This is a genomic window from Micromonospora sp. IBHARD004, from assembly GCF_052814115.1.
Genome location: NZ_CP199934.1, coordinates 2,595,184 through 2,620,297 on the forward strand (window position 1 = coordinate 2,595,184; position 25,114 = coordinate 2,620,297).

Below are 25,114 nucleotides of genomic sequence, written 5' to 3' on the forward strand. Positions count from 1 at the left end.
GGTAGTGGCTGAGCTGTCCCGTGGGGTCCGGCTGGGGGTGGACGTCGGGCAGGTCCGGGTCGGCGTCTCCCGCTCCGACCCGCACGGCATCCTGGCCACCCCGCTGGTCACCCTCGCCCGGGACCTGACCGCCGCGGCCGACGCGGTGCCGGCCGACATGGCGGCGCTGGTCGACCTCATCGCGGAGCACGAGGCCGTCGAGGTCGTGGTGGGTCTTCCGGTCAATCTTGCCGGCAAACACGGTCCTGCGGCGGTCCACGTGTCGGCGTACGCTGCCCGTCTGGCCGAGGTAATAGCGCCGGTTCCGGTGGCGCTGACGGACGAGAGGATGTCGACCGTCGTGGCTAGTCGTAGGCTGGCCGAACGTGGCGTCCGGGGAAAACGTCAACGGGCGGTGGTCGACCAGGCCGCCGCGGTGGAGATTCTGCAGAGCTGGCTGGACGCGCAGCGGAGGCGGACGTAATGATCGACGATCTGGATCTGGTGTTCGACGAGTCGGAGAGGGGGGAGAAGGGCCGGCACCGGCGCGGCGCCGTGGCCAAGCGCAACGGCAAGTCGCGCGGCCGGGGCAAGACGATCTTCGCCCTGCTGATGGCGCTCGTGCTGCTCGGCGGCATCGGCGGCGGCGCGTACGTCGGCTTCGACCGGATCCGCAACCACTTCGTCACCCCCGACTACGACGGCCCGGGCTCGGGCGAGGCGCTGGTCGAGGTGAAGAACGGGGACACGCTCACCGACATCGGTGACTCCCTCTACGACGTCGGCGTGGTGAAGAGCACCAAGGCGTTCATCGAGGCCGCGGAGGCGAACTCCCGCAGCAAGAACATCCAGGTCGGCCGGTACAAGGTCCGCAAGCAGATGAAGGCCGCCGACGCGGTGACCATGCTGCTCGACCCGAAGAACCGGGTGGTGAGCGGGGTGACCATCCCCGAGGGCACGATCAGCCTGGCGATCTACGACATTCTCTCCAAGCAGACCAAGATCCCGGTCGCCGACTTCAAGGCTGCCGCGAAGGATCCGGTCAAGCTGGGTGTGCCGGCCTACTGGTTCACGCGTGGCGACGGCAAGAAGGGCCCGAAGAGCATCGAGGGCTTCCTGTTCCCGGCGACCTACGAGATCCCGCCGAAGGCGACCGCCGAGCAGATCCTGTCGATGATGGTGGACCAGTTCCTCACCGTCACCAAGGAGTTGAACTTCGTCGAGAAGGCGCAGCAGGAGCGGAAGATCTCCCCGTACGAGGCGCTGATCACCGCGTCCATCGCCCAGGCCGAGTCGGTCAACCACGTGGACATGCCGAAGGTGGCCCGGGTGATCTACAACCGGGTCTACACCGACAAGTACCACTGCAAGTGCCTGGAGATCGACAGCGCGATCAACTACTGGAAGCGCCTGCAGGGCAAGGCCCCGAAGGACTCCGACGTCCTTACGCAGGCCGAGCTCAACGACCCGAAGAACCCGTACCGCACGCACGGTGCCGACGGGCTGACCATCACCCCGATCAGCAACCCCGGCGAGGAGGCGCTCAAGGGCGCGGTGAACCCGCCGGCGGGTGACTGGATCTACTTCATGACCATCGACCAGAAGGGCACGATGGGCTACGGCTCCAACGACGCCGACTTCCGGAAGCTGCAGAAGCAGATGTGCGACAACGGCGTCCTGAGCGGGACGAACTGCGGGTGAGGGCCGCTGTCGTCGGCAAGCCGATCGCCCACTCGCTCTCCCCCGTGATCCACGAGGCGGGGTACGCGGCGGCCGGGTTGACCGGGTGGTCGTACACCCGGTTGGAGTGCGCGGCCGACGAGCTGGCCGGCCTGGTCGCCGGGCTGGGTCCGGAGTGGGCCGGGCTGTCGGTGACCATGCCGGGCAAGGAGGCGGCGCTCGCGCTGGCCGACGAGGTCTCGCCGGTCGCCGCCGCCGTCGGCGCCGCCAACACGCTGGTACGCCGGCCCGACGGCACCTGGTACGCCGACAACACCGACGTCACCGGCATGGTCGACGTGCTCACCGCCGCCGGGGTGGCCGCCGGGGCGACGGTCACCGTGCTGGGCGCGGGTGGCACCGCCCGGGCGGCCCTCGCCGCGGCGGCCCGGCTCGGCGCGGCCGAGGTCACCGTGGTGGCCCGCCGCCCGGAGGCGTGCGAGGAACTGGTCCCGGTGGCCCGCGCCGTCGGCGTGCCGCTCGCCGGCGCCGACTGGGACGGGGCGCCGAGCCACGCCCGGGCCGACCTGGTCGTCTCCACCGTGCCGAAGGGGGTGGCCGACCCGCTCGCCGCGCACTTCGACTGGCGGCCGGGGACGGTCTTCTTCGACGCCCTCTACGACCCGTGGCCCACCCCGCTCGCCGCCGCCGCGCTCGCCGCAGGCTGCCGGGTGGTCTCCGGGCTGGACCTGCTGCTCGCCCAGGCGGTCGGCCAGTTCGAGCAGTTCACCGGGGTGCCGGCACCCCGGGAGGCGATGGCCGCCGCGCTGGCCGGGGCGCGCCGCCCGGGCTGACCTCGCGGCGCCCCGGGCCGCCCGCTACGGCCGGTGCCCGGACGGGCGCGTCCGTAGGACGGGACGCGGTGGGCACGGCGTCGCCGCGGCCACCGGGCGTGACAGACTGACCGCTGTGTTGCGCTGGCTGACTGCAGGTGAATCGCACGGACCCGCCCTCGTCGCGATGCTCGAGGGGGTGCCTGCCGGGATCGAAGTGACCACCGGGGAGATCGCCGGTGAGCTGGCCCGGCGCCGGCTCGGCTACGGCCGGGGCGCCCGGATGTCGTTCGAGCAGGACGAGATCGAGATCATCGGCGGGCTCCGGCACGGGGTCACCATCGGCAGCCCGGTGGCGATCCGGGTGGGCAACTCGGAGTGGCCGAAGTGGCGCACCGTGATGGCCGCCGACCCGGTCGACCCCGACGAGCTGGCCGGGCAGGCCCGCAACGCGCCGCTCACCCGCCCCCGGCCGGGCCACGCCGACCTGGCCGGCATGCAGAAGTACGGCCACACCGACGCCCGGCCGATCCTGGAGCGGGCCAGCGCCCGCGAGACCGCCGCCCGGGTCGCCGTGGGCACCGTCGCCAAGGCCCTGGTGAAGCAGGCGCTCGGCGTCGAGATCGTCTCCCACGTGGTGGAGCTGGGCCCGGTCGTCGCCAAGCCCGGGCTGCGCCCCACCCCCGAAGACGCCGAGCGGATCGACGCCGACCCGCTGCGCTGCCTCGACCCGGAGGCGAGCGCCCGGATGGTCGCCGAGGTCGACGCCGCGAAGAAGGCCGCCGACACGCTCGGCGGCGTGGTCGAGGTGCTGGCGTACGGGGTCCCGCCGGGCCTGGGCAGCCACGTGCAGTGGGACCGCAAGCTCGACGCCCGGCTGGCCACCGCGCTGATGTCCATTCAGGCGATCAAGGGCGTGGAGATCGGCGACGGTTGGCAGCAGGCCCGTTCCCGGGGGTCCGAGGCCCACGACGAGATCCTGCCGACCGCCGCCGGGGTGCGCCGGGTCACCGACCGGGCCGGCGGCCTGGAGGGTGGCATTACCACCGGCGAGCCGCTGCGGGTGAAGGCGGCGATGAAGCCGATCTCCTCGCTGAACCGGGCCCTGGCCACCGTCGACGTCATTACCGGTGAGCCGGCCACCGCCATCAACCAGCGCTCGGACGTCTGCGCGGTGCCCGCCGCGGCGGTGGTCGCCGAGGCGATGGTCGCCCTGGTGCTCGCCGAGGCGGCGGTGGAGAAGTTCGGCGGTGACTCGGTCGCCGAGATGCGCCGCAACCTCGCCGGCTACCTCGACGCCCTGGTGATCCGGTGAGCGCGAGGAGTGCAGCGGAGCGGAGCCCCGCAGTCGCGAACGAAAGAGGGACCCGGGTGAGCGCGAGGAGTGCAGCGGAGCGGAGCCCCGCAGTCGCGAACGAAAGAGGGACCCGGTGACCGCGGGGAGCGTGACCCGGTGAACCGGCCGGTCTGCGTACTGGTCGGGGCGCCCGGCTCCGGCAAGACCACGGTCGGCCAGGCGCTCGCCGCCGAGCTGGGCGTCGAGTTCCGGGACACCGACCTCGACATCGAGCAGCTCGCCGGCAAGCCGATCCCGGAGATCTTCGTCGACGAGGGGGAGGACCACTTCCGTACCCTCGAGCGGGCGGCGGTGGCGGCGGCGCTGGCCTCGCACGGCGGGGTGCTCGCCCTCGGCGGCGGCGCGATCCTCGCCGAGGAGAACCGCGCCGCGCTGATCGGGCACACCGTGGTGCACCTCTCGGTGGAGCTGCCCGACGCGGTGAAGCGGGTCGGTCTCGGTGCCGGGCGACCGCTGCTGGCGATCAACCCGCGGGCCACCCTCAAGCACCTGATGGAGCAGCGCCGTCCGCTCTACGCCGAGGTGGCCACCGCGACCGTGCTGACCGACGGGCGCACCCCGGAGGAGATCGCGGCCGAGGTCGCCGCCCTGCTCAAGCCCTGACGACCGGGAACCGGCGTGGTGACGACGCGCCGGACCGGTCGGACGTCGGCGTGCCGTTCCGGTCACGGACTGGACAGTCGCCGCCCGGGGACCGCCGGCTCGACTAGGCTGCCGGCGATGGACGAGGTGACCCGGATCCCGGTCGGCGGCGAGCGGCCGTACGACGTGCTGGTGGGACGCGACCTGCTCGACCCGCCGCCCCGACTGCTGCCCGGCGCGAACCGGGTGGCGGTGCTGCACGCTCCCCCGCTCAAGGAGTTGGCGGAGACGTTCGGTGAGCGGGTCCGCGCGGTCGGGGTCGAACCGCTGCTGATCGAGGTGCCCGACGCCGAGGCGGGCAAGCAGATCGACGTGGCCGCCGACTGCTGGGACCGGCTCGGCGAGGCCGGGTTCACCCGTACCGACGCCGTGGTGGGGATCGGCGGCGGCGCGGTCACCGACCTGGCCGGCTTCGTGGCGGCCTGCTGGCTGCGCGGGGTGCGCTGGGTGCCGATCGCGACCTCGCTCCTGGGCATGGTCGACGCGGCGGTGGGCGGCAAGACCGGGGTCAACACCGCCGCCGGCAAGAACTTGGTCGGCGCCTTCCACCCGCCGGCCGGGGTGATCTGCGACCTCACCACCCTGGACAGCCTGCCCCCGGCCGACCTGGCCGCCGGGATGGCCGAGGTGGTCAAGTGCGGCTTCATCGCCGACCCGGTGATCCTCGACCTGGTCGAGCGGGATCCCGCGGCCGCGCTCGACCCGACCGGGCCGGTGACCCGCGAGTTGATCGAGCGGGCGATCCGGGTGAAGGCCGACGTGGTCTCCGGCGACCTGCGCGAGTCCGGGGTACGGGAGGTGCTGAACTACGGGCACACCCTGGCCCACGCGATCGAGAAGGTGGAGGGCTACCGGTGGCGGCACGGGCACGCGGTCTCCGTGGGCCTCGTCTACGCTGCCACGCTGGCCCGGCTCGCCGGTCGACTGGACGCGGCGACCGCCGAGCGGCACCGGGCGGTGGTGGCCGCGCTCGGCCTGCCGACCAGCTATCCCGCCGACGCGTGGCCGCGGCTGCTCGCCGCGATGCGGGTCGACAAGAAGGCCCGGGGCAGCACGCTGCGTTTCGTGGTGCTCGACGGCCTGGCCCAGCCGGCGATCCTGGAGGGCCCCGACGACGACCTGCTGCACGCCGCCTACCGGGAGATCTCCTCGTGAGGGTGTACGTGCTCAACGGCCCCAACCTGGGCCGGCTCGGCACCCGGCAGGTCGACGTCTACGGGGTGACCAGCTACGCCGACCTGGTCACCAGGTGCGTGGACGTCGGCCGGGAGCTGGGCCTGGACGTGGTGGTCCGGCAGACCGACGCCGAGCACGAGCTGCTCGGCTGGCTGCACGCGGCGGCCGACGAGGGCGCCCCGGTGGTGCTCAATCCCGCCGCCTGGTCGCACTACTCGATCGCGGTGCGGGACGCCTGCGCGATGCTGCGCGGGCCGCTGGTGGAGGTGCACATCTCCAACATCCACGCCCGGGAGGAGTTCCGGCACCACTCGGTGGTCTCCGCGGTGGCCACCGGGGTGATTTGCGGGCTGGGCGTGGACGGCTACCGCCTCGCCCTGCAGCACATCGCCACCCGGCTGGCGGCGACCGACTGAGCCGGCCGCGGTCACGTTCCGTCGCGTCCCGGCGCCGGCACCCGGGGTGACCCTCAGGCCGGGCGGGACAGCGGCGGCGCTGTCGGTTCGACACAGCTAGTAGACTTTGCAGGTCTGTCCGCCAATTGATGATCAAGGCAGGAAATGGCCACCACCAACGAGCTCAAAAACGGCCTCGTACTCAACCTCGACGGGGAGCTCTGGGCCGTCGTCGAGTTCCAGCACGTCAAGCCCGGTAAGGGTGGCGCCTTTGTGCGCACCACGCTGAAGAACGTGCTGTCCGGCAAGGTCGTCGACAAGACCTTCAACGCGGGCACCAAGGTCGAGACCGCGACCGTCGACAAGCGCACCATGCAGTACCTGTACGCCGACGGCGAGGACTACGTCTTCATGGATCTGGAGACGTTCGACCAGATCACCGTCCCCGGCGGCACCGTCGGCGAGGCGGCCAACTACCTCCTGCCGGAGGCCGAGGCGACCGTCGCCACCCACGAGGGCGTCCCGCTCTACATCGAGCTGCCGACCTCCGTCGTGCTCGAGGTCACCTACACCGAGCCGGGTCTGCAGGGCGACCGGTCGACCGGCGGCAACAAGCCGGCCACCGTCGAGACCGGCGCGACCGTGCCGGTGCCGCTCTTCATCACCACCGGCGAGAAGATCAAGGTCGACACCCGCGACGGCCGTTACCTCGGCCGCGCCTGATGGCTGAGGGTCCCAAGCAGCAGATGCCGGCGCGCCGCAAGGCGCGCAAGCGGGCGCTGGACGTGCTCTTCGAGGCGGATCTGCGCGACCGGCCCCCGGTCGAGGTGCTCGCCGGCTACATCGAGCGGATCGAGAAGCCCCGCCCGGAGCACCTGGGCTACGCGGTCAGCCTGGTCGAGGGCGTCGCCGCGCACCTCGACCGGATCGACGAGCTGATCGCCAGCTACGCCGAGGGCTGGACGCTGGACCGGATGCCGGTGGTCGACCGTAACCTCGCCCGGATCGCGGTCTACGAGCTGCTCTACGTCGACGACATCGACGACGCGGTGGCGATCAGCGAGGCCGTGGAGCTGGCCCGGCAGATGTCGACCGACGACTCGCCGCGCTTCCTCAACGGGGTGCTCGGCCGGATCGCCGAGTACGCCACCCGCTGAGTCGCGGCCGACGCGCCACGGCGACCGCACCCGTACGACGAAAGGGCCCGTGCCGGACGGCACGGGCCCTTTCGGTTGCTGCTACGGGTCAGGACGCGAAGAACGCCCGCGGGTCGGCGACCAGCACACCGTGCTCGGTGAGCCGCTCGATCAGGCCCGACGGCGAGGCGTCGTAGACGATCGCCAGCGCGCGCAGGTCGTCGGCGCGGATGGAGAGCACCCGGCCGTTGTAGTCACCGCGCTGCTGCTGGATGGCACGGGCGTACCGGGCGACGTAGGCGAGGTCCTCGGAGGCCTCGTCGTAGAGCCGCTCCAGGTCCAGGACGATTTTGCTGGTCGGCTCGTGGCGCACCCCGCTGCCGTCGGGCAGCAGCTCCGAGACGGGAACGCGGTAGAAGTCGGCCAGCTCCGCCAGGCGGGACACGGTGACGGCCCGGTCGCCGCGCTCGTACGAGCCGACCACCACGGCCTTCCACCGCCCGTTCGACTTCTCCTCCACACCCTGCAGGGACAGGCCCTGCTGCTGGCGGATGGAGCGCAGGCGGGCGCCCAGCGACTTGGCGTATTCAGAGGGCATTCGGACACTCCCAGTGCTGCTCGGGGTTCTCCCAGCTATCGCTACGGAGCGTGACGGTACGGGGATTGCGACACCTGGTCAAGTGGTCGTGACAACACCGTTGGGGGGCACGGGGGGAGTTATCCCCATTTCGCCACCCTGATTCTGGGGTCAGCACCGGCGGCGGTCGGCCCGGTGACCGCTGGTAACGTGGCGTGAAGCCCCGGTCCAGGCCGTTCCCGGCCGGACCGGCAACCCAGACATCCTTTAACGACCCGTCCCGTGAGGCGGGGAAGGAGGTCCGCCGTGGCCTACCCACCGGCTGCCCAGTCGTCGCCGCCGCGACAACCCTCGGTGAAGGTGATCCTCGCCGCCGCCGACGTGTCGCGCGTGGTCGACCGCATCGCCCACCAGATCCTCGAGAAGACCCAGGGCGCCGCCGACACCGTGCTGCTCGGCATCCCCACCCGGGGCCTGCCGCTCGCCCGCCGGCTCGCCGCGCGGATCAGCACCTTCGAGGACGTGGCCGTCCCGGTCGGCGTGCTCGACATCACCCTCTACCGCGACGACCTGCGCCGGCACGCCACCCGCGCGGTCGGCCCGACCGAGCTGCCGCCCGGCGGGATCGACGGCAAGCGGGTCATCCTCGTCGACGACGTGCTCTTCTCCGGCCGCACCGTGCGGGCCGCCCTGGACGCGCTCAGCGACGTCGGCCGCCCCGCCTCCGTGCAGCTCGCCGTCCTGGTCGACCGGGGCCACCGCGAGCTGCCGATCCGCGCCGACTACGTCGGCAAGAACATCCCGACCGCGCTCGCCGAGAGCGTGAAGGTCACCCTCGCCGAGACCGACGGCGCTGACGAGGTCAAGCTGTACGGGGGGAATCCCGCATGATCCGGCATCTGCTCTCCGGCGGCGACCTCGACGCGGCCACCGCCACCCTGATCCTGGACACCGCCGCCGAGATGGCCACCGTCGCCGGCCGCGAGGTCAAGAAGCTCCCCGCGCTGCGCGGCCGGACCGTGGTGAACCTCTTCTACGAGGACTCCACCCGGACCCGGATCTCGTTCGAGGCGGCCGCCAAGCGGCTCAGCGCCGATGTGATCAACTTTTCCGCCAAGGGCTCCAGCGTGACCAAGGGCGAGAGCCTGAAGGACACCGCGCTCACCCTCCAGGCGATGGGCGCCGACGCGGTGGTCGTCCGGCACCCCGCCTCCGGGGCCCCGCACCGGCTGGCCAACTGGGTGGACGGGTCGGTGGTCAACGCCGGCGACGGCACCCACGAGCACCCCACCCAGGCGCTGCTCGACGCGTACACGATGCGCTCCCGGCTGGGTCGGCTCGCCGGCCTGCACGTCGCGATCGTCGGCGACGTGCTGCACTCCCGGGTGGCCCGCTCGAACGTGCTGCTGCTCTCCACCCTCGGCGCCAAGGTCACCCTGGTCGGCCCGCCCACGCTGATCCCCGTCGACATCTCCGGGGCGCTCGCGCCGGGCACCGACGTCTCCTACGACCTCGACGCCGTGCTGCCCGGCGTGGACGTGGTGATGATGCTGCGAGTGCAGCGCGAGCGGATGAACGACTCCTACTTCCCCTCCGCCCGCGAGTACGCGCGCCGCTACGGCCTGGACGGCCCGCGGATGCGCCGGCTGCCCGAGCACGCGATCGTCATGCACCCGGGCCCGATGAACCGGGGCATGGAGATCACCCCCGAGGTCGCCGACTCGCCCCGCTCCACCATCGTCGAACAGGTCGCCAACGGGGTCTCCGTGCGGATGGCCGTCCTCTACCTGCTGCTCGGAGGGAACAACCGGTGACCGCGTACCTGATCAAGAGCGTGAGCGTCGTCGGCGCCGCGCCGACCGACCTGCTGATCCACGACGGCGTCGTGGCGGAGGCCGGCGTGGGGCTGACCGCGCCGGACGCCACGGTGATCGACGGCACCGGGCTGATCGCCCTGCCCGGCCTGGTCGACCTGCACACCCACCTGCGCGAGCCCGGCCGGGAGGACGCCGAGACCGTCGAGTCCGGCTCCCGGGCGGCGGCGCTGGGCGGCTACACCGCGGTCTGCGCGATGGCCAACACCTCCCCGGTCGCCGACACCGCCGGCGTGGTCGAGCAGGTCTGGCGGCTCGGCCGGGAGGCCGGGCTGGTCGACGTGCAGCCCATCGGCGCGGTCACCGTCGGGCTGGCCGGCGGGCAGCTCGCCGAGCTGGGCGCGATGGCCGACTCGGCGGCCCGGGTGCGGATCTTCTCCGACGACGGGCACTGCGTCGCCGACCCGAAGCTGATGCGCCGGGCGCTGGAGTACGTCAAGGCGTTCGACGGGGTGATCGCGCAGCACGCCGAGGAGCCGCGGCTCACCGAGGGCGCGCAGATGCACGAGGGCGAGGTCTCCACCCGGCTCGGGCTGACCGGCTGGCCGGCGGTCGCCGAGGAGGCGATCATCGCCCGGGACGTGCTGCTGGCCGAGCACGTCGGCAGCCGGCTGCACATCTGCCACGTCTCCACCGCCGGGAGCGTCGAGGTGCTGCGGCACGCGAAGGCGCGCGGGGTGAAGGTCACCGCCGAGGTGACCCCGCACCACCTGCTGCTCACCGACTCCAAGGCCGAGACGTACGACCCGGTCTACAAGGTGAACCCGCCGCTGCGGACCGCCACCGACGTCGCCGCGCTCCGCGCCGCGCTGGCCGAGGGCGTGATCGACATCATCGCCACCGACCACGCGCCGCACGCCGTGGAGGACAAGGAGTGCGAGTGGGCGTACGCCCGGCCGGGCATGCTCGGCCTGGAGACGGCGCTCTCCATCGCCCTCGACGTGCTCGGCCCGCAGTGGGACCTGATCGCCGAGCGGATGTCCCGCACCCCGGCCCGGATCGCCGGCCTGGACGGGCACGGCGTCGACCCGGCCCCCGGCGTGCCGGCCAACCTGACCCTGGTCGACCCGGCCGCCCGCCGCACCATCGAGCCGGCGGAGCTGGCCAGTCGCAGTCGCAACACCCCGTACGCCCGCATGACGCTGCCGGGTCGCATCGTGGCGACCTTCCTGCGCGGCGAGCCGACGGTCCTGGACGGAAAGGCAGTCAAGTGACCCGCAGACGTTCCGCGATCCTCGTTCTCGAGGACGGCCGGACTTTCCACGGCGAGGCGTACGGCAGCGTCGGGGAGACCTTCGGCGAGGCGGTCTTCAACACCGGCATGACCGGCTATCAGGAGACCCTGACCGACCCGTCCTACCACCGACAGGTGGTGGTGCAGACCGCCCCGCACATCGGCAACACCGGCGTGAACGACGAGGACGACGAGTCCGGCCGGATCTGGGTCGCCGGGTACGTGGTCCGCGACCCGGCCCGGATCGGCTCCAACTGGCGGGCCACCGGCGGGCTGGAGGACCGGCTCGCCGCCGAGGGCGTGGTCGGCATCAGCGGCGTCGACACCCGGGCGCTGACCCGACACCTGCGCGAGCGGGGCGCCATGCGGGTCGGCATCTCCAGCATCGACGACGACCCGCGCGCCCTGCTGGCCCGGGTCCGCCAGTCGCCGCGGATGGTCGGCGCGGACCTCTCCGCCGAGGTGACCACCGAGAAGCCGTACGTCGTCGAGGCGCAGGGCGAGCACCGGTTCACGGTCGCCGCGCTGGACCTGGGCATCAAGCGCAACGTGCCGCGCCGGCTCGCCGCGCGCGGGGTCACCACCCACGTGCTGCCCGCCGGTTCGAGCATCGACGACCTGCTCGCCACCGGCGCGGACGCGGTCTTCCTCTCGCCCGGCCCGGGCGACCCGGCCACCGCCCACGGCCCGGTCGCGCTCGCCCGGGAGGTGCTGCGCCGGCGGGTCCCGCTCTTCGGCATCTGCTTCGGCAGCCAGATCCTCGGCCGGGCGCTCGGCTTCGGCACCTACAAGCTCGGCTACGGCCACCGCGGCATCAACCAGCCGGTGCTCGACCGGGCCACCGGCAAGGTCGAGGTGACCAGCCACAACCACGGCTTCGCCGTCGAGGTCCCGGGCGCGGGGCACGGCGCGGTCGTCCCCGACCAGGTGATCGAGACCGAGTTCGGGGGTGTCCAGGTGAGCCACGTCTGCCTCAATGACAACGTGGTCGAGGGGCTGCGGGCGAGGGACGTGCCCGCCTTCACCGTCCAGTACCACCCCGAGGCGGCGGCCGGCCCGCACGACGCGGACTACCTCTTCGACCGTTTCGCCGAACTGATCGAGGGCGCTGGCGCCCTCGACCGGAAGCGCAGCGAGGGCCGTGGCCTCGACCGACAGCAGAGTGAAGGCGGCAAGAATGCCTAAGCGGACCGATCTCAAGCACATCCTGGTGATCGGCTCCGGGCCGATCGTGATCGGGCAGGCCTGCGAGTTCGACTACTCCGGCACCCAGGCCTGCCGGGTGCTGCGCAGCGAGGGGATCCGGGTCAGCCTGGTCAACTCCAACCCGGCGACGATCATGACCGACCCGGAGTTCGCCGACGCCACGTACGTCGAGCCGATCACCCCGGAGTTCGTCGAGCTGGTCATCGCGAAGGAGCGCCCCGACGCGCTGCTGCCCACGCTGGGCGGGCAGACCGCGCTGAACACGGCGGTCGCCCTGCACGAGGCGGGCGTGCTGGAGAAGTACGGCGTGGAGCTGATCGGCGCCAACATCGAGGCGATCAACCGCGGCGAGGACCGGCAGCTGTTCAAGGAAGTCGTCGCCAAGGCCGGCGTACGGCTCGGTCTGGACGACCCGACCAGCCTGGTGCCCCGGTCGCGGGTCTGCCACTCGATGGCCGAGGTCGAGGCGACCGTCACCGAGCTGGGCCTGCCGGTGGTGATCCGGCCGTCGTTCACCATGGGCGGCCTGGGCTCCGGCATGGCGCACACGCCCGAGGACCTGGCTCGGATCGCCGGCGCCGGCCTGGCCGCCAGCCCGGTGCACGAGGTGCTCATCGAGGAGAGCGTGCTCGGCTGGAAGGAGTACGAGCTCGAGCTGATGCGCGACCGCCATGACAACGTGGTCGTCGTCTGCTCGATCGAGAACGTCGACCCGATGGGCGTGCACACCGGCGACAGCGTCACCGTGGCCCCGGCCATGACGCTGACCGACCGGGAGTACCAGCGCCTGCGCGACCTCGGCATCGCGGTGCTGCGCGAGGTCGGGGTGGACACCGGCGGCTGCAACATCCAGTTCGCGGTCAACCCGGCCGACGGCCGGATCGTCGTGATCGAGATGAACCCCCGGGTGTCCCGCTCCTCGGCGCTGGCCTCGAAGGCCACCGGCTTCCCGATCGCCAAGATCGCCGCGAAGCTGGCCATCGGCTACACCCTCGACGAGATCCCCAACGACATCACCCTGAAGACCCCGGCGGCCTTCGAGCCCACCCTGGACTACGTGGTGGTGAAGATCCCGCGGTTCGCGTTCGAGAAGTTCCCCGGCGCGGACCCGGAGCTGACCACCACGATGAAGTCGGTCGGCGAGGCGATGAGCCTGGGCCGCAACTTCACCGAGGCGCTGAACAAGGCGATGCGTTCGATGGAGACGAAAGCAGCCGGATTCTGGACTGTGCCGGATCCGGTCGTCGCTGCCGCGACGGGCGCCGACCCGGCCGGCGCGACGAAGGAGAACACCCTCGCCGCGCTGAAGATGCCGCACGACGGCCGGCTCTACACCGTCGAGCGGGCGCTGCGGCTCGGCGCCTCCATCGCCGAGGTCGCCGCCGCCTCCGGCGGGATGGACCCGTGGTTCCTGGACCAGATCGCCGCGCTGGTCGAGCTGCGCACGGAGATCGTGGACGCCCCGGTGCTCGACGCCGGCCTGCTGCGCCGGGCCAAGCGGGCCGGGCTCTCCGACCGGCAGCTCGCCGCGCTCCGCCCGGAGCTGGCCGCCGAGGACGGCGTCCGCACGCTGCGGCACCGGCTCGGCGTCCGCCCGGTCTACAAGACGGTTGACACCTGCGCCGCCGAGTTCGAGGCGACCACCCCGTACCACTACTCCACCTACGACCAGGAGACCGAGGTCGCGCCCTCGGACCGGCCCAAGGTGCTCATCCTGGGCTCCGGACCGAACCGGATCGGCCAGGGCATCGAGTTCGACTACTCCTGCGTGCACGCCGTGATGGCGCTGCGGGCGGTCGGCTACGAGACCGTGATGGTCAACTGCAACCCGGAGACGGTCTCCACCGACTACGACACCGCCGACCGGCTCTACTTCGAGCCGCTGACCTTCGAGGACGTCCTGGAGGTCTGGCACGCCGAGGACTCCTCCGGCCGGGCGGCCGGCGGGCCGGGCGTGGTCGGGGTGATCGTGCAGCTCGGCGGGCAGACCCCGCTGGGGCTGGCGCAGCGGCTCAAGGACGCCGGGGTGCCGGTGGTCGGCACCTCCCCGGAGTCGATCCACCTGGCCGAGGAGCGGGGCGCGTTCGGCTCGGTGCTCGCCCGGGCCGGGCTGCGCGCCCCCGCGCACGGCATGGCCACCTCGTACGACGAGGCGAAGGCGATCGCCGACGAGATCGGGTACCCGGTGCTGGTGCGCCCGTCGTACGTGCTCGGCGGGCGGGGCATGGAGATCGTCTACGACGACGCCACGCTTCGCGACTACATCGGCCGGGCCACCGACATCTCGCCGGACCACCCGGTGCTGGTGGACCGCTTCCTCGACGACGCCATCGAGATCGACGTGGACGCGCTCTGCGACGCCGACGGCGAGGTCTACCTCGGGGGCGTGATGGAGCACATCGAGGAGGCCGGCATCCACTCCGGCGACTCGTCCTGCGCGCTGCCGCCGATCACGCTGGCCAGTTCGCACCTGGCCCAGGTGCGCCGCTACACCGAGGCGATCGCCAAGGGCGTGGGCGTCCGCGGCCTGCTCAACGTGCAGTACGCCCTCAAGGACGACATGCTCTACGTGCTGGAGGCGAACCCGCGGGCGTCCCGGACGGTCCCGTTCGTCTCCAAGGCGACCGCCGTGCCGTTGGCGAAGGCGGCGGCCCGGATCGCGCTCGGCGCCACCATCGCCGAGCTGCGCGCCGAGGGCCTGCTCCCGCCGACCGGGGACGGCGGCGCGATGCCGGCCGACGCCCCGATCGCGGTGAAGGAGGCGGTGCTGCCGTTCAAGCGGTTCCGCACCCCGTCCGGCAAGGGGATCGACTCGCTGCTGGGCCCGGAGATGAAGTCCACCGGCGAGGTGATGGGCATCGACACCAACTTCGGGCACGCCTTCGCCAAGTCGCAGTCCGCCGCGTACGGCTCGCTGCCGACCGCCGGGAGGATCTTCGTCTCGGTGGCCAACCGGGACAAGCGCGGCATGATCTTCCCGATCAAGCGCCTGGCCGACCTGGGCTTCGAGATCGTCGCCACCACCGGCACCGCCGAGGTGCTGCGCCGGCACGGCATCGCCTGTGAGCAGATCCGCAAGCACTACGAGGCCGGTGAGGGCGAGGACGCGGTCTCGATGATCCTCGGTGGCGACGTGGCCCTGGTGGTCAACACGCCGCAGGGCTCCGGCGCCAGCGCCCGCTCCGACGGCTACGAGATCCGCAGCGCCGCGGTGACGGCGGACATCCCCTGCATCACCACCGTCCCGGGCGCGGCGGCGGCGGTCATGGGCATCGAGGCCCGCATCCGCGGCGACATGCGCGTCCGCCCCCTCCAGGAGCTCCACGCCGCCCTGCGGGCCGCCCAGTGACCCCCCGCATCGCCGCGTCGATCATGAAGTTGTGGCCTCGACACGTCGGGGCGCGGGGCACCAACTTCATGATCGACCCCTACCGGGGAGGCCCGGCGTGATCTTTGAGAAGGTCGTGCGGCCGGGGCTGTTCCGGGTGGGGGGTGGGGACGCCGAGGCGGCGCACGAGTGGACGTTGCGGCGGCTGGCCGCGGTGTCCCGGCGGCCGGCGGCACTGGCGGCGCTGCGGGCCCGCTACCTCCGGCGGGCGCCCCGGACGGTGTTCGGGGTGGAGTTCCCGAACCCGGTCGGGTTGGCCGCGGGAATGGACAAGAACGGGGTGGCGCTGCCGGCCTGGCCGGCGCTCGGCTTCGGCTTCGTCGAGGTCGGCACGGTCACCGCGCACGCCCAGCCGGGCAACCCCCGGCCCCGGCTGTTCCGGTTGCGGGACAGCGAGGCCGTGGTGAACCGGATGGGGTTCAACAACGCCGGCGCCGCGGCCCTGGCCGACCGGCTGGCGGCGCTGCCGCGCCCGATCGGCGTACCGCTGGGCATCTCCCTCGGCAAGTCCAAGGTGACCCCGCTGGACGAGGCCGTCGAGGACTACCTGACCTCCTACCGGGCGCTGAAGGGGCACGGCGACTACTTCGCCGTCAACGTCTCCTCACCGAACACCCCGGGGCTGCGGTCCCTTCAGGACAAGTCCCACCTGGACGCGCTGCTCGCGGCGCTGGTGGGGGAGAAGCCGGTGCTGGTGAAGATCGCCCCGGACCTCACCGAGCCGGCCATCGCCGAGCTGCTGGAGGTCTGCCTGGACCGGGGCGCGGCCGGGGTGATCGCCACCAACACCACGCTGGCCCGCGACGGGCTCGCCCCGGCCGACCGGGAGCGCGGCGCGGAGACCGGCGGCCTCTCCGGCCGTCCGCTGGCCGGACGCGCCCGCGAGGTGGTCGCCTTCGTGCACCGGGAGACCGGCGGCCGGCTGCCGGTGATCGGGGTCGGCGGCATCCTGGACCCGGCCGACGCGGCCCGGATGTTCGACGTCGGAGCGAGCCTCGTCCAGCTCTACACCGGTTTCATCTACCGTGGCCCCGCTCTGGTCCGCGCGGCCGCCCGCGCGGCGGCCGGGACGGCGGCGGTACCGGCCGGCCACCGGTGAACCAGGGCCGGACGACATCCCCGCGGCACGCCCTTTGCTCTGCTGCCCCCGGCGCAACGGCCGCCGTCCGGTGTCCGGACACCCGGTGTTGCCGTCGCTGCAGCAGAGCAAAGGGACCGTGGGAGCACCGTCCGGCCCCACCGGCGTGCGGCCCGGTCCGCGCGTGCCGGCCATCGGGGTGCGCATCAGTCCGCGCGAGGACACGAAGGAGGGCCCGTGACGCCTGAGGAGATCCTGGCCGCCGACCGCCGGCACGTCTGGCACCCGTACGCGGCGCTGCCGCCGGCCAGCCCGCCCCACGTGGTGGCGAGCGCGGAGGGCGTACGGCTGCGGCTGGCGGACGGCCGGGAGCTGGTCGACGGGATGTCGTCGTGGTGGGCGGCGATCCACGGCTACCGCCACCCCGTGCTCGACGCGGCGGTCACCGACCAGCTCGGCCGGATGAGCCACGTGATGTTCGGCGGGCTCACCCACGAGCCCGCGGTCCGGCTGGCGAGCACCCTGGTCGAGCTGGCCCCCGACGGCCTGGAACACGTCTTCCTCGCCGACTCCGGCTCGGTCAGCGTCGAGGTGGCGGTGAAGATGTGCCTGCAGTACCAGCGGGCCACCGGCCGGCCGGAGCGCCGCCGGCTGGGCACCTGGCGGGGCGGGTACCACGGGGACACCTTCCACCCGATGAGCGTGTGCGACCCGGAGGGCGGGATGCACCACCTCTGGGGGGACGTGCTGCCCCGGCAGGTCTTCGCGCCGGTGCCGCCGGGCGGCTTCGACACCCCGCCGGACCCGGCGTACGAGCAGGCCCTGATCGACGCGGTGGAGCGGCACGCCGACGAGCTGGCGGCGGTGATCGTGGAGCCGGTGGTCCAGGGCGCCGGCGGGATGCGCTTCCACCACCCGCACTACCTGAGGGTGCTGCGCGAGGTGACCCGGGCGCACGGCGTCCTGCTCGTCTTCGACGAGATCGCCACCGGCTTCGGCCGTACCGGCGCGATGTTCGCCGCCGAACACGCCGGCGTCACCCCGGACGTGCTCTGCGTCGGCAAGGCGCTCACCGGCGGCTACCTGACCCTGGCCGCTGCGCTCTGCACGCCCGAGATCGCCCGCGGCATCTCGGCGGGCGGGGTGCTGGCGCACGGTCCCACGTTCATGGGCAATCCGCTCGCCTGCGCGGTCGCCAACGCCTCGCTGGACCTGCTGCGGGCCGGGGACTGGGCCGGGCGGGTGACGAGGATCCAGGACGGGCTGCGGGCCGGGCTGGAGCCGCTGCGCGACGCGCCCGGGGTGGCGGACGTGCGGGTCCTGGGCGCGATCGGCGTGGTCCAGCTCGACCGCGAGGTGGACCTGGCCCGGGCCACCGCGGCCGCGGTGGCGCAGGGCGTCTGGCTGCGCCCGTTCCGCGACCTGGTCTACACCATGCCGCCGTACGTCACCGACGACGCTGACGTGGCGCGGATCGTCAGCGGCGTCGAGGCGGCGGTCAAGGCCGGCTGAGGCGTACCGGGGGAGCGGCCCGACGGTCCGCCCGGGCGGCACACGACGAGCGGCGGCGTTCACCGCCGTACGACCACCGCGGCGCGGCGCCGCGCGAAGGAGAGGGAGAGTCGCGATGGAGAGCTTCGGCGTCCGCCTGCACCGGGCCGTGGCCGAACGGGGACCGCTCTGCGTAGGGATCGACCCGCATCCGGGCCTGCTGGCGCGCTGGGGGCTGTCCGACGACGTCGCCGGGCTCGACCGGTTCGCCCGGACCGTGGTCGAGGCGCTCGGTGATCGGATTGCGGTCGTCAAGCCCCAGTCGGCCTTTTTCGAGCGGTTCGGTGCCCGGGGTGTCGGGATTCTTGAGTCAACTATCCGACAGTTACGGGATGCGGGCTCGCTCGTTCTCCTCGACGTCAAGCGTGGCGACATCGGTTCGACGGTCAGCGCGTATGCCTCGGCCTACCTCGATCCATCCAGTCCGCTGTATGTCGATGCGATCACGGCCAGCCCCTATCTCGGGGTCGGATCCCTCGCGCCGATGTTCGAGCTGGCCGCCGCGCACGGGGGCGGCGTCTTCGTCCTGGCGCTCACCTCGAACCCGGAGGGCGCCTCGGTGCAGCGCGCCGTCACGGCCGACGGGCGGACCGTCGCGCAGACCGTGATCGACGAGATTTCCCAGCTCAACAGGGGTGTCGAGCCGCTCGGCAGCTTCGGTCTGGTGGTCGGCGCGACGATCGGCGACACCGGTCACGACCTGTCGGCGGTGAACGGTCCGCTGCTCGCGCCGGGGCTTGGCGCCCAGGGTGGCACGGCGGCCGACCTGCGGACCGTCTTCGGCTCCAGCCTGCCCTCGGTGCTGCCCTCGTACTCCCGTGAGGTCCTGCATGTGGGACCGGACATCGCCGCCCTGCGGGCCGCGGCGGACCGGGTCCTCGGCGAGTGTCGGGCCGCGCTGGGCCAGGTCCTGACGGAGTGACGGCTCGGTCACTTTGCGTTGATCTTCGCGCGCCCACGTTGCCGAAATCTCCGATGACCGCTAGTTTTCCCCGCGCTGGGAACCACGGACCCCTTTGGTTGCCAGCGACACCACGTTTCACAGATGCGGCGGTGCGCCCCGCCCGCCGCGATAGGGACCTGAGGAGAACTGGTGCCGCTCCCGTCACTGACCCCCGAGCAGCGCGCTGCCGCGCTGGAGAAGGCCGCGGAGATCCGCAAGGCCCGTGCAAAGCTGAAGGAGGACCTGAAGCAGGGCAAGACCAACCTCGCCACGGTCCTCGAGCAGGCCGAGTCCAACGACGTCGTCGGCAAGCTGAAGGTGTCGGCCGTCCTGCAGGCAATGCCGGGCATCGGCAAGATCCGGGCCACCCAGATCATGGAGAAGCTCAAGATCGCCGACAGCCGCCGACTGCGTGGCCTGGGCGAGCAGCAGCGCAAGGCTCTGCTTGGAGAGTTCGCCGCCAACTGAACGCCGCAACGTGTAGAAACAAGCGGTGAGCAGGGATGACGAGGCGCGCCCGGCGGCTCGGCTCACTGTCCTGGCCGGACCTTCCGGGGCCGGCACGGAGAGTGTCGTCGAGCTGGTCCGGGCGCGTTTCCCGTCCGCCTGGGTTCCCGTGGCAGCCACCACCCGGCCGCCCGGCGCGGGCGAGGTGGACGGCGTGGACCGGCTCTTCCTCGCCGCGGCCGAGTTCGAGCGGATGATCGCCGGGGACGAGCTGCTGGAGTGGAGCCGGATCGGGCCGTACCGGCGCGGTATCCCGCGCGCGGGGATCCGTTCCCGGCTGGCCGCCGGTCGGCCGGTGCTGCTCCCGCTGGACCTGCCCGGCGCGCTCGCCGTCCGGGCCGTCGCTCCGGACGCGCAGCTGGTGCTCCTCGCCCCGCCCGGGTACCGGCCGGACCCGGCCCTGGCGGCGGTCTTCTCGCACGCCGTGACGCACGACCGTGCCGAGCGCGCGGCCGACGAGCTGGTAGGCTTGCTCGGTTCTTCCTTCCTGGCTCCGGCCCAACCGCGCCCGAGCGGTTGAGAGACCACCGCTTTCGCGCGGTGCAGAGACGCAGAGGTTAATTCGTGGGATCCATCGCCAACCCCGAAGGCATCACCAACCCGCCGATCGACGAGCTCCTCGAGAAGACGACCTCGAAGTACGCGCTGGTGATCTTCGCCGCCAAGCGCGCGCGTCAGATCAACGCCTACTACAGCCAGCTCGGTGAGGGCCTGCTGGAGTACGTCGGTCCGCTCGTGGAGACCACCCCGCAGGAGAAGCCGCTCTCGATCGCCATGCGCGAGATCAACGCGGGCCTGCTCACCGCCGAGCCGACCGACCAGCCGTAAGCCCGCCCGCGTCGATGTCCGCCGAGATCGTCCTCGGGGTCGGCGGTGGCATCGCCGCCTACAAGGCGTGTGAGCTGCTCCGGCTCTTCACCGAGTCGGGTCATCGCGTCCGGGTCGTGCCGACCGCGTCGGCGCTCCGCTTCGTCGGGGCGCCGACCTGGGCCGCGCTCTCCGGGCGGCCGGTCGCCGACGACGTCTGGTCCGAAGTGCACGAGGTGCCGCACGTCCGCCTCGGCCAGCACGCCGACCTGGTGGTGGTCGCGCCGACCACGGCCGACCTGCTCGCCAAGGCCGCCCACGGGCTCGCCGACGACCTGCTGACCAACACCCTGCTGACCGCCCGCTGCCCGGTCCTGCTCGCCCCGGCGATGCACACCGAGATGTGGGAGCACCCCGCCACCGTCGCGAACGTCGCGACCCTGCGGGCCCGGGGCGTCCGGGTGATCGAGCCCGCCGTCGGCCGGCTCACCGGCGCCGACACCGGCAAGGGCCGGCTGCCCGACCCGGCGGAGATCTTCGCCGTCGCCCGCCGCGCCCTCGCCCGGGGCGGCACCGCCCCGGCCGACCTGGCCGGCCGGCACGTGGTGGTCACCGCCGGCGGCACCCGCGAGCCGCTCGACCCGGTCCGGTTCCTCGGCAACCGCTCGTCCGGCAAGCAGGGGTACGCCTTCGCCCGCGCGGCGGTGGCCCGGGGCGCCCGGGTCACCCTGGTGTCGGCGAACGTCTCGTTGGCCGATCCGGCCGGCGTCGACCTGGTCCGGGTGGGCACCACCGAGGAGCTGCGCAAGGCGACCCTGGAGGCCGCGGCCGGCGCGGACGCCGTGGTGATGGCAGCCGCTCCCGCCGATTTCCGTCCGGCGACGTACGCGCCTGGCAAAATCAAGAAGGCGGACGACGGCAGCGCGCCGACGATCGACCTGGTCACGAACCCGGACATCGCCGCCGAGCTGGGCCGTAGCCGTCGACCCGAACAGGTGCTGGTGGTGTTCGCCGCCGAGACCGGCGACGCCGAGGCCAACGGCCGGGCCAAGCTGGCCCGCAAGCGGGCGGACCTCATCGTCATCAACGAGGTCGGCCCGGACAAGGTCTTCGGTGCCGAGACCAACGCGGCGACTGTCATCGGCGCGGACGGCTCGGTCGCCCGGCTGGCCGAGCGGTCCAAGGAGGACCTCGCCGACGACGTCTGGGATCTCGTCGTGGCCCGGCTGGCAGACCGGTCCTGAACACTGGTCACCACCGCATTCCCTGAGTCACCCTCGAGGCACGGTGACTAAACTGCCGCGGAGCGACCGTATAAGAGTTTTCAAGTGCTTAGGAGTGCCGTGACACGTCTCTTCACGTCCGAATCGGTCACGGAAGGCCATCCGGACAAGATCGCCGACCAGATCAGCGACGGCATCCTGGACGCGCTGCTCGCCAAGGACCCGCACAGCCGGGTCGCGGTCGAGACCCTGATCACCACCGGCCAGGTGCACGTCGCGGGTGAGGTGACCACCAAGGCGTACGCCGACATCCCGACGATCGTCCGGGACACCATCCTGGGGATCGGCTACGACTCGTCGAAGAAGGGCTTCGACGGTGCCTCCTGCGGCGTCAGCGTCTCCATCGGCGCCCAGTCGCCGGACATCGCCCAGGGCGTCGACAACGCCTTCGAGCTGCGTACCGGCTCGTCGGAGAGCGCGCTGGACGCGCAGGGCGCCGGTGACCAGGGCATGATGTTCGGCTTCGCCTGCTCGGAGACGCCCGAGCTGATGCCGCTGCCGATCGCGCTCGCGCACCGGCTGGCCCGGCGGCTCTCCGCGGTCCGCAAGGACGGCACCATCCCGTACCTGCGGCCGGACGGCAAGACCCAGGTGACCATCGAGTACGACGGGCTGCGCCCCGTCCGGCTGGACACGGTGGTGGTCTCCAGCCAGCACGCCGCCGACATCTCGCTGGAGTCGTTGCTCACCCCCGACGTGCGCGAGCACGTCATCGCCCCCGAGCTGGAGAGCCTCGAGCTGGACACCGAGGGCTACCGGCTGCTGGTGAACCCGACCGGGCGGTTCGAGATCGGCGGCCCGATGGGTGACGCGGGCCTCACCGGCCGCAAGATCATCGTCGACACCTACGGCGGGTACGCCCGGCACGGTGGCGGCGCCTTCTCCGGCAAGGACCCGTCCAAGGTCGATCGCTCGGCCGCGTACGCGATGCGCTGGGTGGCCAAGAACGTGGTCGCCGCCGGCCTGGCCGAGCGCTGCGAGGCGCAGGTCGCGTACGCGATCGGCAAGGCCCATCCGGTCAGCCTCTTCATCGAGACCTTCGGCACGGAGACCGTGCCGGTCGCCTCGATCGAGAAGGCCGTCGTCGAGGTCTTCGACCTGCGCCCGGCCGCGATCATCCGGGACCTCAACCTGCTCCGCCCGATCTACCAGCAGACCGCCGCGTACGGCCACTTCGGCCGTGAGCTGCCGGACCTGACCTGGGAGAGCACCGACCGGGCCGCCGACCTCAAGTCGGCCGCGGGAGCCTGACCGGCACCAGGCGCAGCGACCGGCGACCCGCTGAGGGGTCGCCGGTCGCTCGTGTCTGCGTGGACATGCCCTTGGCCCACCTGGACCGCCCCTTCGACTACCTGGTCCCCGCCGAGCTGGACGCCGAGGCGACCCCTGGCGTCCGGGTCAAGGTGCGCTTCGCCGGCCAGCTGGTCAACGGCTGGCTGCTGGAGCGGGTCGAGCAGTCCGACCATCCCCGGCTGGCGTACCTGGAGAAGGTCGTGTCGCCGGTGCCGGTGCTCGCGCCGGAGATCGCCCGGCTGGCCCGGGCGGTGGCCGACCGGTACGCCGGCAGCCTCGCCGACGTCCTCCGCCTCGCCGTGCCGCCCCGGCACGCCCGCGCCGAGAAGGAGCTCGTCGGGGCCGCGCCGCCCCCGGCCGACACCACCCCGGCCGGCCCGGTCGCCGATACGGCCCCGGCCGGCGGCACCACCGACCCCGCCCCGGCCGGCCCGGCCGTCGAGGCGGTACCGGTCGACCCGCGCGGGTGGCGGGACTACCCGGCCGGGCCGGCGTTCCTCCGCGCGCTCACCGGCGGGCGGGCGCCCCGCGCGGTCTGGTCGGCGCTGCCGGGGGAGGACTGGGCCGCCCGGTACGCCGACGCCGTCGCCGCCACCGTGGACGGCGGCCGGGGCGCGCTGGTGGTGGTGGCCGACGCCCGGGACCTGGACCGCCTCGACGCCGCGCTCACCGGCACGCTCGGGCCCGACCGGCACGTCTGTCTCTCCGCCGCGCTCGGACCGGCCCGGCGCTACCGCGCCTTCCTCGCCGCCCGGCGGGCCGAGGCGCCCGTGGTGATCGGCACCCGCGCGGCGATGTTCGCCCCGGTGGACCGGCTCGGCCTGGTGGCGATCTGGGACGACGGCGACGACCTGCACGCCGAGCCCCGGGCGCCGTACCCGCACGCGCGGGAGGTGCTGCTCACCCGGGCCCAGCTCGGCGGGGCGGCGGCCCTGGTCGGCGGGTACGCCCGGACCGCCGAGGCGCAGCTGCTGGTGGAGACCGGCTGGGCCCGGGAGGTGGTCGCCGACCGGGCGACCGTCCGGGCGCGTACCCCGGCGATCGCGCCGACCGGGGACGACCCGCAGCTGGCCCGCGACCCCGGCGCGGCGACGGCCCGGCTGCCCAGCCTCGCCTGGACCACCGCCCGGGACACCCTGCGCGCCGACGCCCCGGTGCTGGTGCAGGTGCCCCGCCGCGGCTACCTGCCCTCGGTCGCCTGCGCCGACTGCCGGACCCCGGCCCGCTGCCCGCACTGCGCCGGCCCGCTCGCGCTGCCCTCCGCCGCCGGGACGCCCGCCTGTCGCTGGTGCGGCCGGGTCGCCGCCGCGTACGCCTGCCCGGAGTGCGGCGGGCGGCGGCTGCGCGCCTCCGTCACCGGCGCCCGGCGCACCGCCGAGGAGCTGGGTCGGGCCTTCCCCGGGGTGCCCGTCCGCACCTCGGGCCGGGAGGAGGTGCTCACCACCGTGCCCGCCGGGGCCGGTCTGGTGATCGCCACCCCGGGCGCCGAGCCGGTCGCCGAGGGCGGCTACGGGGCGGTGCTGCTGCTCGACTCGTGGGCGCTGCTCACCCGGGCCGACCTGCGGGCCGGCGAGGAGGCGCTGCGTCGCTGGCTGGCCGCCGCGGCCCTGGCCCGGCCGGCCGCGGCCGGCGGCCGGGTGGTGGTGGTCGCCGACGGCGCCCTCGCGCCGGTGCAGGCGCTGCTGCGCTGGGACGCGGCCTGGTTCGCCGCCCGGGAGCTGGCCGAGCGGCGGGAGCTGGGCTTCCCGCCGGCGGTGAAGATGGCCAGCGTCACCGGCCCGGCCGAGGCGGTGGCCGACCTGCTCGCCGGGGCGCGGCTGCCCGACGGCGCCGAGGTGCTCGGCCCGGTCCCCGCCGACGAGGGCCGCGAGCGGATGCTGGTGCGGGTGCCCCGGGCCCGGGCGGCAGCCCTGGCGGACGCGCTGCACGCGGCCGCCGGGCAGCGCAGCGCCCGGAAGGCCGCCGACCCGGTGCGCCTCCAGGTAGACCCGCTGAGCCTCTTCTGACCCCGCCCGCGCCACCCGTCGGAGGGGCCGCCTCGCCGTGTGACAGCCACGCGTCGGGACGGCGGGAGGATCTGCGGGGGCCCTCGCGGGCGACGTGGCGGCGGGTATGGCGGAACGCCGGTCGCACATCGCGTACGGTAAAGCGCTGGCGCCTGCGTGATAGCATCGCCCGTCATGCCCGGGCGCACGG

General features: G+C 73.2%; 24 protein-coding genes. 23 read left to right on the forward strand and 1 reads right to left on the reverse strand.

Annotation, left to right across the window (positions count from 1 at the left end; translation table 11 throughout):
- Positions 1 to 4: 4 nt before the first annotated feature.
- The 9 genes from ruvX to nusB all read left to right on the forward strand — a co-directional run bounded on the left by ruvX (position 5) and on the right by nusB (position 7,198).
- The gene (gene ruvX, locus ACTWO6_RS12595; protein WP_446219811.1) at positions 5 to 463 is read left to right on the forward strand and encodes a Holliday junction resolvase RuvX; all 459 of its coding nucleotides are present in this window, start codon (positions 5 to 7) and stop codon (positions 461 to 463) included.
- Complete coding sequence (mltG, locus tag ACTWO6_RS12600) at positions 463 to 1,680, forward strand: endolytic transglycosylase MltG (protein WP_446219812.1); 1,218 nt, start codon at positions 463 to 465, stop codon at positions 1,678 to 1,680. Before ruvX ends, mltG begins: the two co-directional genes overlap by 1 nt.
- Positions 1,677 to 2,492, forward strand: coding sequence for a shikimate dehydrogenase (locus tag ACTWO6_RS12605; protein WP_446219813.1), 816 nt, complete (start codon positions 1,677 to 1,679; stop codon positions 2,490 to 2,492). Before mltG ends, ACTWO6_RS12605 begins: the two co-directional genes overlap by 4 nt.
- Before the next feature lie 115 nt (positions 2,493 to 2,607).
- Positions 2,608 to 3,786, forward strand: a complete 1,179-nt coding sequence (gene aroC, locus ACTWO6_RS12610) for a chorismate synthase (protein ID WP_446219814.1) — start codon at positions 2,608 to 2,610, stop codon at positions 3,784 to 3,786.
- Positions 3,787 to 3,924: 138 nt separating this feature from the next.
- Entirely contained in the window at positions 3,925 to 4,431 is a 507-nt protein-coding gene (locus ACTWO6_RS12615) for a shikimate kinase (RefSeq protein WP_446219815.1), read from the forward strand.
- Between the two features lie 117 nt (positions 4,432 to 4,548).
- Positions 4,549 to 5,625: a 3-dehydroquinate synthase gene (aroB, locus tag ACTWO6_RS12620; RefSeq protein WP_446219816.1), complete on the forward strand. Its 1,077-nt coding sequence runs from the start codon at positions 4,549 to 4,551 to the stop codon at positions 5,623 to 5,625.
- Positions 5,622 to 6,062: a type II 3-dehydroquinate dehydratase gene (gene aroQ, locus ACTWO6_RS12625; RefSeq protein ID WP_446219817.1), complete on the forward strand. Its 441-nt coding sequence runs from the start codon at positions 5,622 to 5,624 to the stop codon at positions 6,060 to 6,062. The genes aroB and aroQ overlap by 4 nt, the downstream gene beginning before the upstream one ends.
- A gap of 144 nt (positions 6,063 to 6,206) precedes the next feature.
- Positions 6,207 to 6,764, forward strand: a complete 558-nt coding sequence (gene efp / locus ACTWO6_RS12630; RefSeq protein WP_446219818.1) for an elongation factor P — start codon at positions 6,207 to 6,209, stop codon at positions 6,762 to 6,764.
- Between the two features lie 23 nt (positions 6,765 to 6,787).
- The gene (gene nusB / locus ACTWO6_RS12635; protein ID WP_446220641.1) at positions 6,788 to 7,198 is read left to right on the forward strand and encodes a transcription antitermination factor NusB; all 411 of its coding nucleotides are present in this window, start codon (positions 6,788 to 6,790) and stop codon (positions 7,196 to 7,198) included.
- Between the two features lie 88 nt (positions 7,199 to 7,286).
- Here nusB and bldD read toward each other — a convergent pair whose 3' ends face one another.
- The gene (bldD, locus tag ACTWO6_RS12640) at positions 7,287 to 7,775 is read right to left on the reverse strand and encodes a transcriptional regulator BldD (protein ID WP_013285505.1); all 489 of its coding nucleotides are present in this window, start codon (positions 7,773 to 7,775) and stop codon (positions 7,287 to 7,289) included.
- Between the two features lie 285 nt (positions 7,776 to 8,060).
- On the opposite strand from bldD, the gene pyrR reads away from it, so the two are divergent.
- The 14 genes from pyrR (at position 8,061) to ACTWO6_RS12710 (ending at position 24,924) form a co-directional block, all read left to right on the forward strand.
- Positions 8,061 to 8,645 carry a bifunctional pyr operon transcriptional regulator/uracil phosphoribosyltransferase PyrR gene (gene pyrR, locus ACTWO6_RS12645; RefSeq protein WP_446219819.1) on the forward strand — a complete coding sequence of 195 codons (585 nt, stop codon included), beginning with the start codon at positions 8,061 to 8,063 and terminating at the stop codon, positions 8,643 to 8,645.
- Complete coding sequence (locus ACTWO6_RS12650) at positions 8,642 to 9,568, forward strand: aspartate carbamoyltransferase catalytic subunit (protein WP_446219820.1); 927 nt, start codon at positions 8,642 to 8,644, stop codon at positions 9,566 to 9,568. The genes pyrR and ACTWO6_RS12650 overlap by 4 nt, the downstream gene beginning before the upstream one ends.
- Positions 9,565 to 10,842 carry a dihydroorotase gene (locus tag ACTWO6_RS12655; RefSeq protein WP_446219821.1) on the forward strand — a complete coding sequence of 426 codons (1,278 nt, stop codon included), beginning with the start codon at positions 9,565 to 9,567 and terminating at the stop codon, positions 10,840 to 10,842. The genes ACTWO6_RS12650 and ACTWO6_RS12655 overlap by 4 nt, the downstream gene beginning before the upstream one ends.
- A complete protein-coding gene (gene carA, locus ACTWO6_RS12660) occupies positions 10,839 to 12,047 on the forward strand; it encodes a glutamine-hydrolyzing carbamoyl-phosphate synthase small subunit (RefSeq protein ID WP_446219822.1) in 1,209 nt (402 codons plus the stop codon). The genes ACTWO6_RS12655 and carA overlap by 4 nt, the downstream gene beginning before the upstream one ends.
- Entirely contained in the window at positions 12,040 to 15,417 is a 3,378-nt protein-coding gene (gene carB, locus ACTWO6_RS12665; RefSeq protein ID WP_446219823.1) for a carbamoyl-phosphate synthase large subunit, read from the forward strand. The genes carA and carB overlap by 8 nt, the downstream gene beginning before the upstream one ends.
- A gap of 97 nt (positions 15,418 to 15,514) precedes the next feature.
- Entirely contained in the window at positions 15,515 to 16,555 is a 1,041-nt protein-coding gene (locus ACTWO6_RS12670; protein WP_446219824.1) for a quinone-dependent dihydroorotate dehydrogenase, read from the forward strand.
- Positions 16,556 to 16,771: 216 nt separating this feature from the next.
- The gene (locus tag ACTWO6_RS12675; protein ID WP_446219825.1) at positions 16,772 to 18,046 is read left to right on the forward strand and encodes an adenosylmethionine--8-amino-7-oxononanoate transaminase; all 1,275 of its coding nucleotides are present in this window, start codon (positions 16,772 to 16,774) and stop codon (positions 18,044 to 18,046) included.
- 115 nt (positions 18,047 to 18,161) lie between these two features.
- Entirely contained in the window at positions 18,162 to 19,007 is an 846-nt protein-coding gene (pyrF, locus tag ACTWO6_RS12680) for an orotidine-5'-phosphate decarboxylase (protein ID WP_446219826.1), read from the forward strand.
- A gap of 171 nt (positions 19,008 to 19,178) precedes the next feature.
- Positions 19,179 to 19,496 (forward strand): integration host factor, actinobacterial type, encoded by a 318-nt coding sequence (mihF, locus tag ACTWO6_RS12685; protein ID WP_130334330.1) that lies wholly within the window; start codon positions 19,179 to 19,181, stop codon positions 19,494 to 19,496.
- Positions 19,497 to 19,521: 25 nt separating this feature from the next.
- Positions 19,522 to 20,055: a guanylate kinase gene (locus tag ACTWO6_RS12690; protein WP_446219827.1), complete on the forward strand. Its 534-nt coding sequence runs from the start codon at positions 19,522 to 19,524 to the stop codon at positions 20,053 to 20,055.
- Between the two features lie 44 nt (positions 20,056 to 20,099).
- Entirely contained in the window at positions 20,100 to 20,363 is a 264-nt protein-coding gene (rpoZ, locus tag ACTWO6_RS12695) for a DNA-directed RNA polymerase subunit omega (protein WP_130334334.1), read from the forward strand.
- 14 nt (positions 20,364 to 20,377) lie between these two features.
- Positions 20,378 to 21,586 (forward strand): bifunctional phosphopantothenoylcysteine decarboxylase/phosphopantothenate--cysteine ligase CoaBC, encoded by a 1,209-nt coding sequence (gene coaBC, locus ACTWO6_RS12700; RefSeq protein ID WP_446219828.1) that lies wholly within the window; start codon positions 20,378 to 20,380, stop codon positions 21,584 to 21,586.
- Between the two features lie 99 nt (positions 21,587 to 21,685).
- Positions 21,686 to 22,876: a methionine adenosyltransferase gene (metK, locus tag ACTWO6_RS12705; RefSeq protein ID WP_130334338.1), complete on the forward strand. Its 1,191-nt coding sequence runs from the start codon at positions 21,686 to 21,688 to the stop codon at positions 22,874 to 22,876.
- Between the two features lie 59 nt (positions 22,877 to 22,935).
- The gene (locus ACTWO6_RS12710; protein WP_446219829.1) at positions 22,936 to 24,924 is read left to right on the forward strand and encodes a primosomal protein N'; all 1,989 of its coding nucleotides are present in this window, start codon (positions 22,936 to 22,938) and stop codon (positions 24,922 to 24,924) included.
- The last annotated feature ends 190 nt before the right edge of the window (positions 24,925 to 25,114 follow it).

Coding starts and splice junctions, on each gene's coding strand:
- carB (WP_446219823.1), top strand. CDS start 12,040: ATGCCTAAGCGGACCGATCTCAAGCACATCCTGGTGATCGGCTCCGGG.
- mltG (WP_446219812.1), top strand. CDS start 463: ATGATCGACGATCTGGATCTGGTGTTCGACGAGTCGGAGAGGGGGGAG.
- aroB (WP_446219816.1), top strand. CDS start 4,549: ATGGACGAGGTGACCCGGATCCCGGTCGGCGGCGAGCGGCCGTACGAC.
- ACTWO6_RS12650 (WP_446219820.1), top strand. CDS start 8,642: ATGATCCGGCATCTGCTCTCCGGCGGCGACCTCGACGCGGCCACCGCC.
- nusB (WP_446220641.1), top strand. CDS start 6,788: ATGCCGGCGCGCCGCAAGGCGCGCAAGCGGGCGCTGGACGTGCTCTTC.
- efp (WP_446219818.1), top strand. CDS start 6,207: ATGGCCACCACCAACGAGCTCAAAAACGGCCTCGTACTCAACCTCGAC.
- pyrF (WP_446219826.1), top strand. CDS start 18,162: ATGGAGAGCTTCGGCGTCCGCCTGCACCGGGCCGTGGCCGAACGGGGA.
- coaBC (WP_446219828.1), top strand. CDS start 20,378: ATGTCCGCCGAGATCGTCCTCGGGGTCGGCGGTGGCATCGCCGCCTAC.
- bldD (WP_013285505.1), bottom strand. CDS start 7,775: ATGCCCTCTGAATACGCCAAGTCGCTGGGCGCCCGCCTGCGCTCCATC.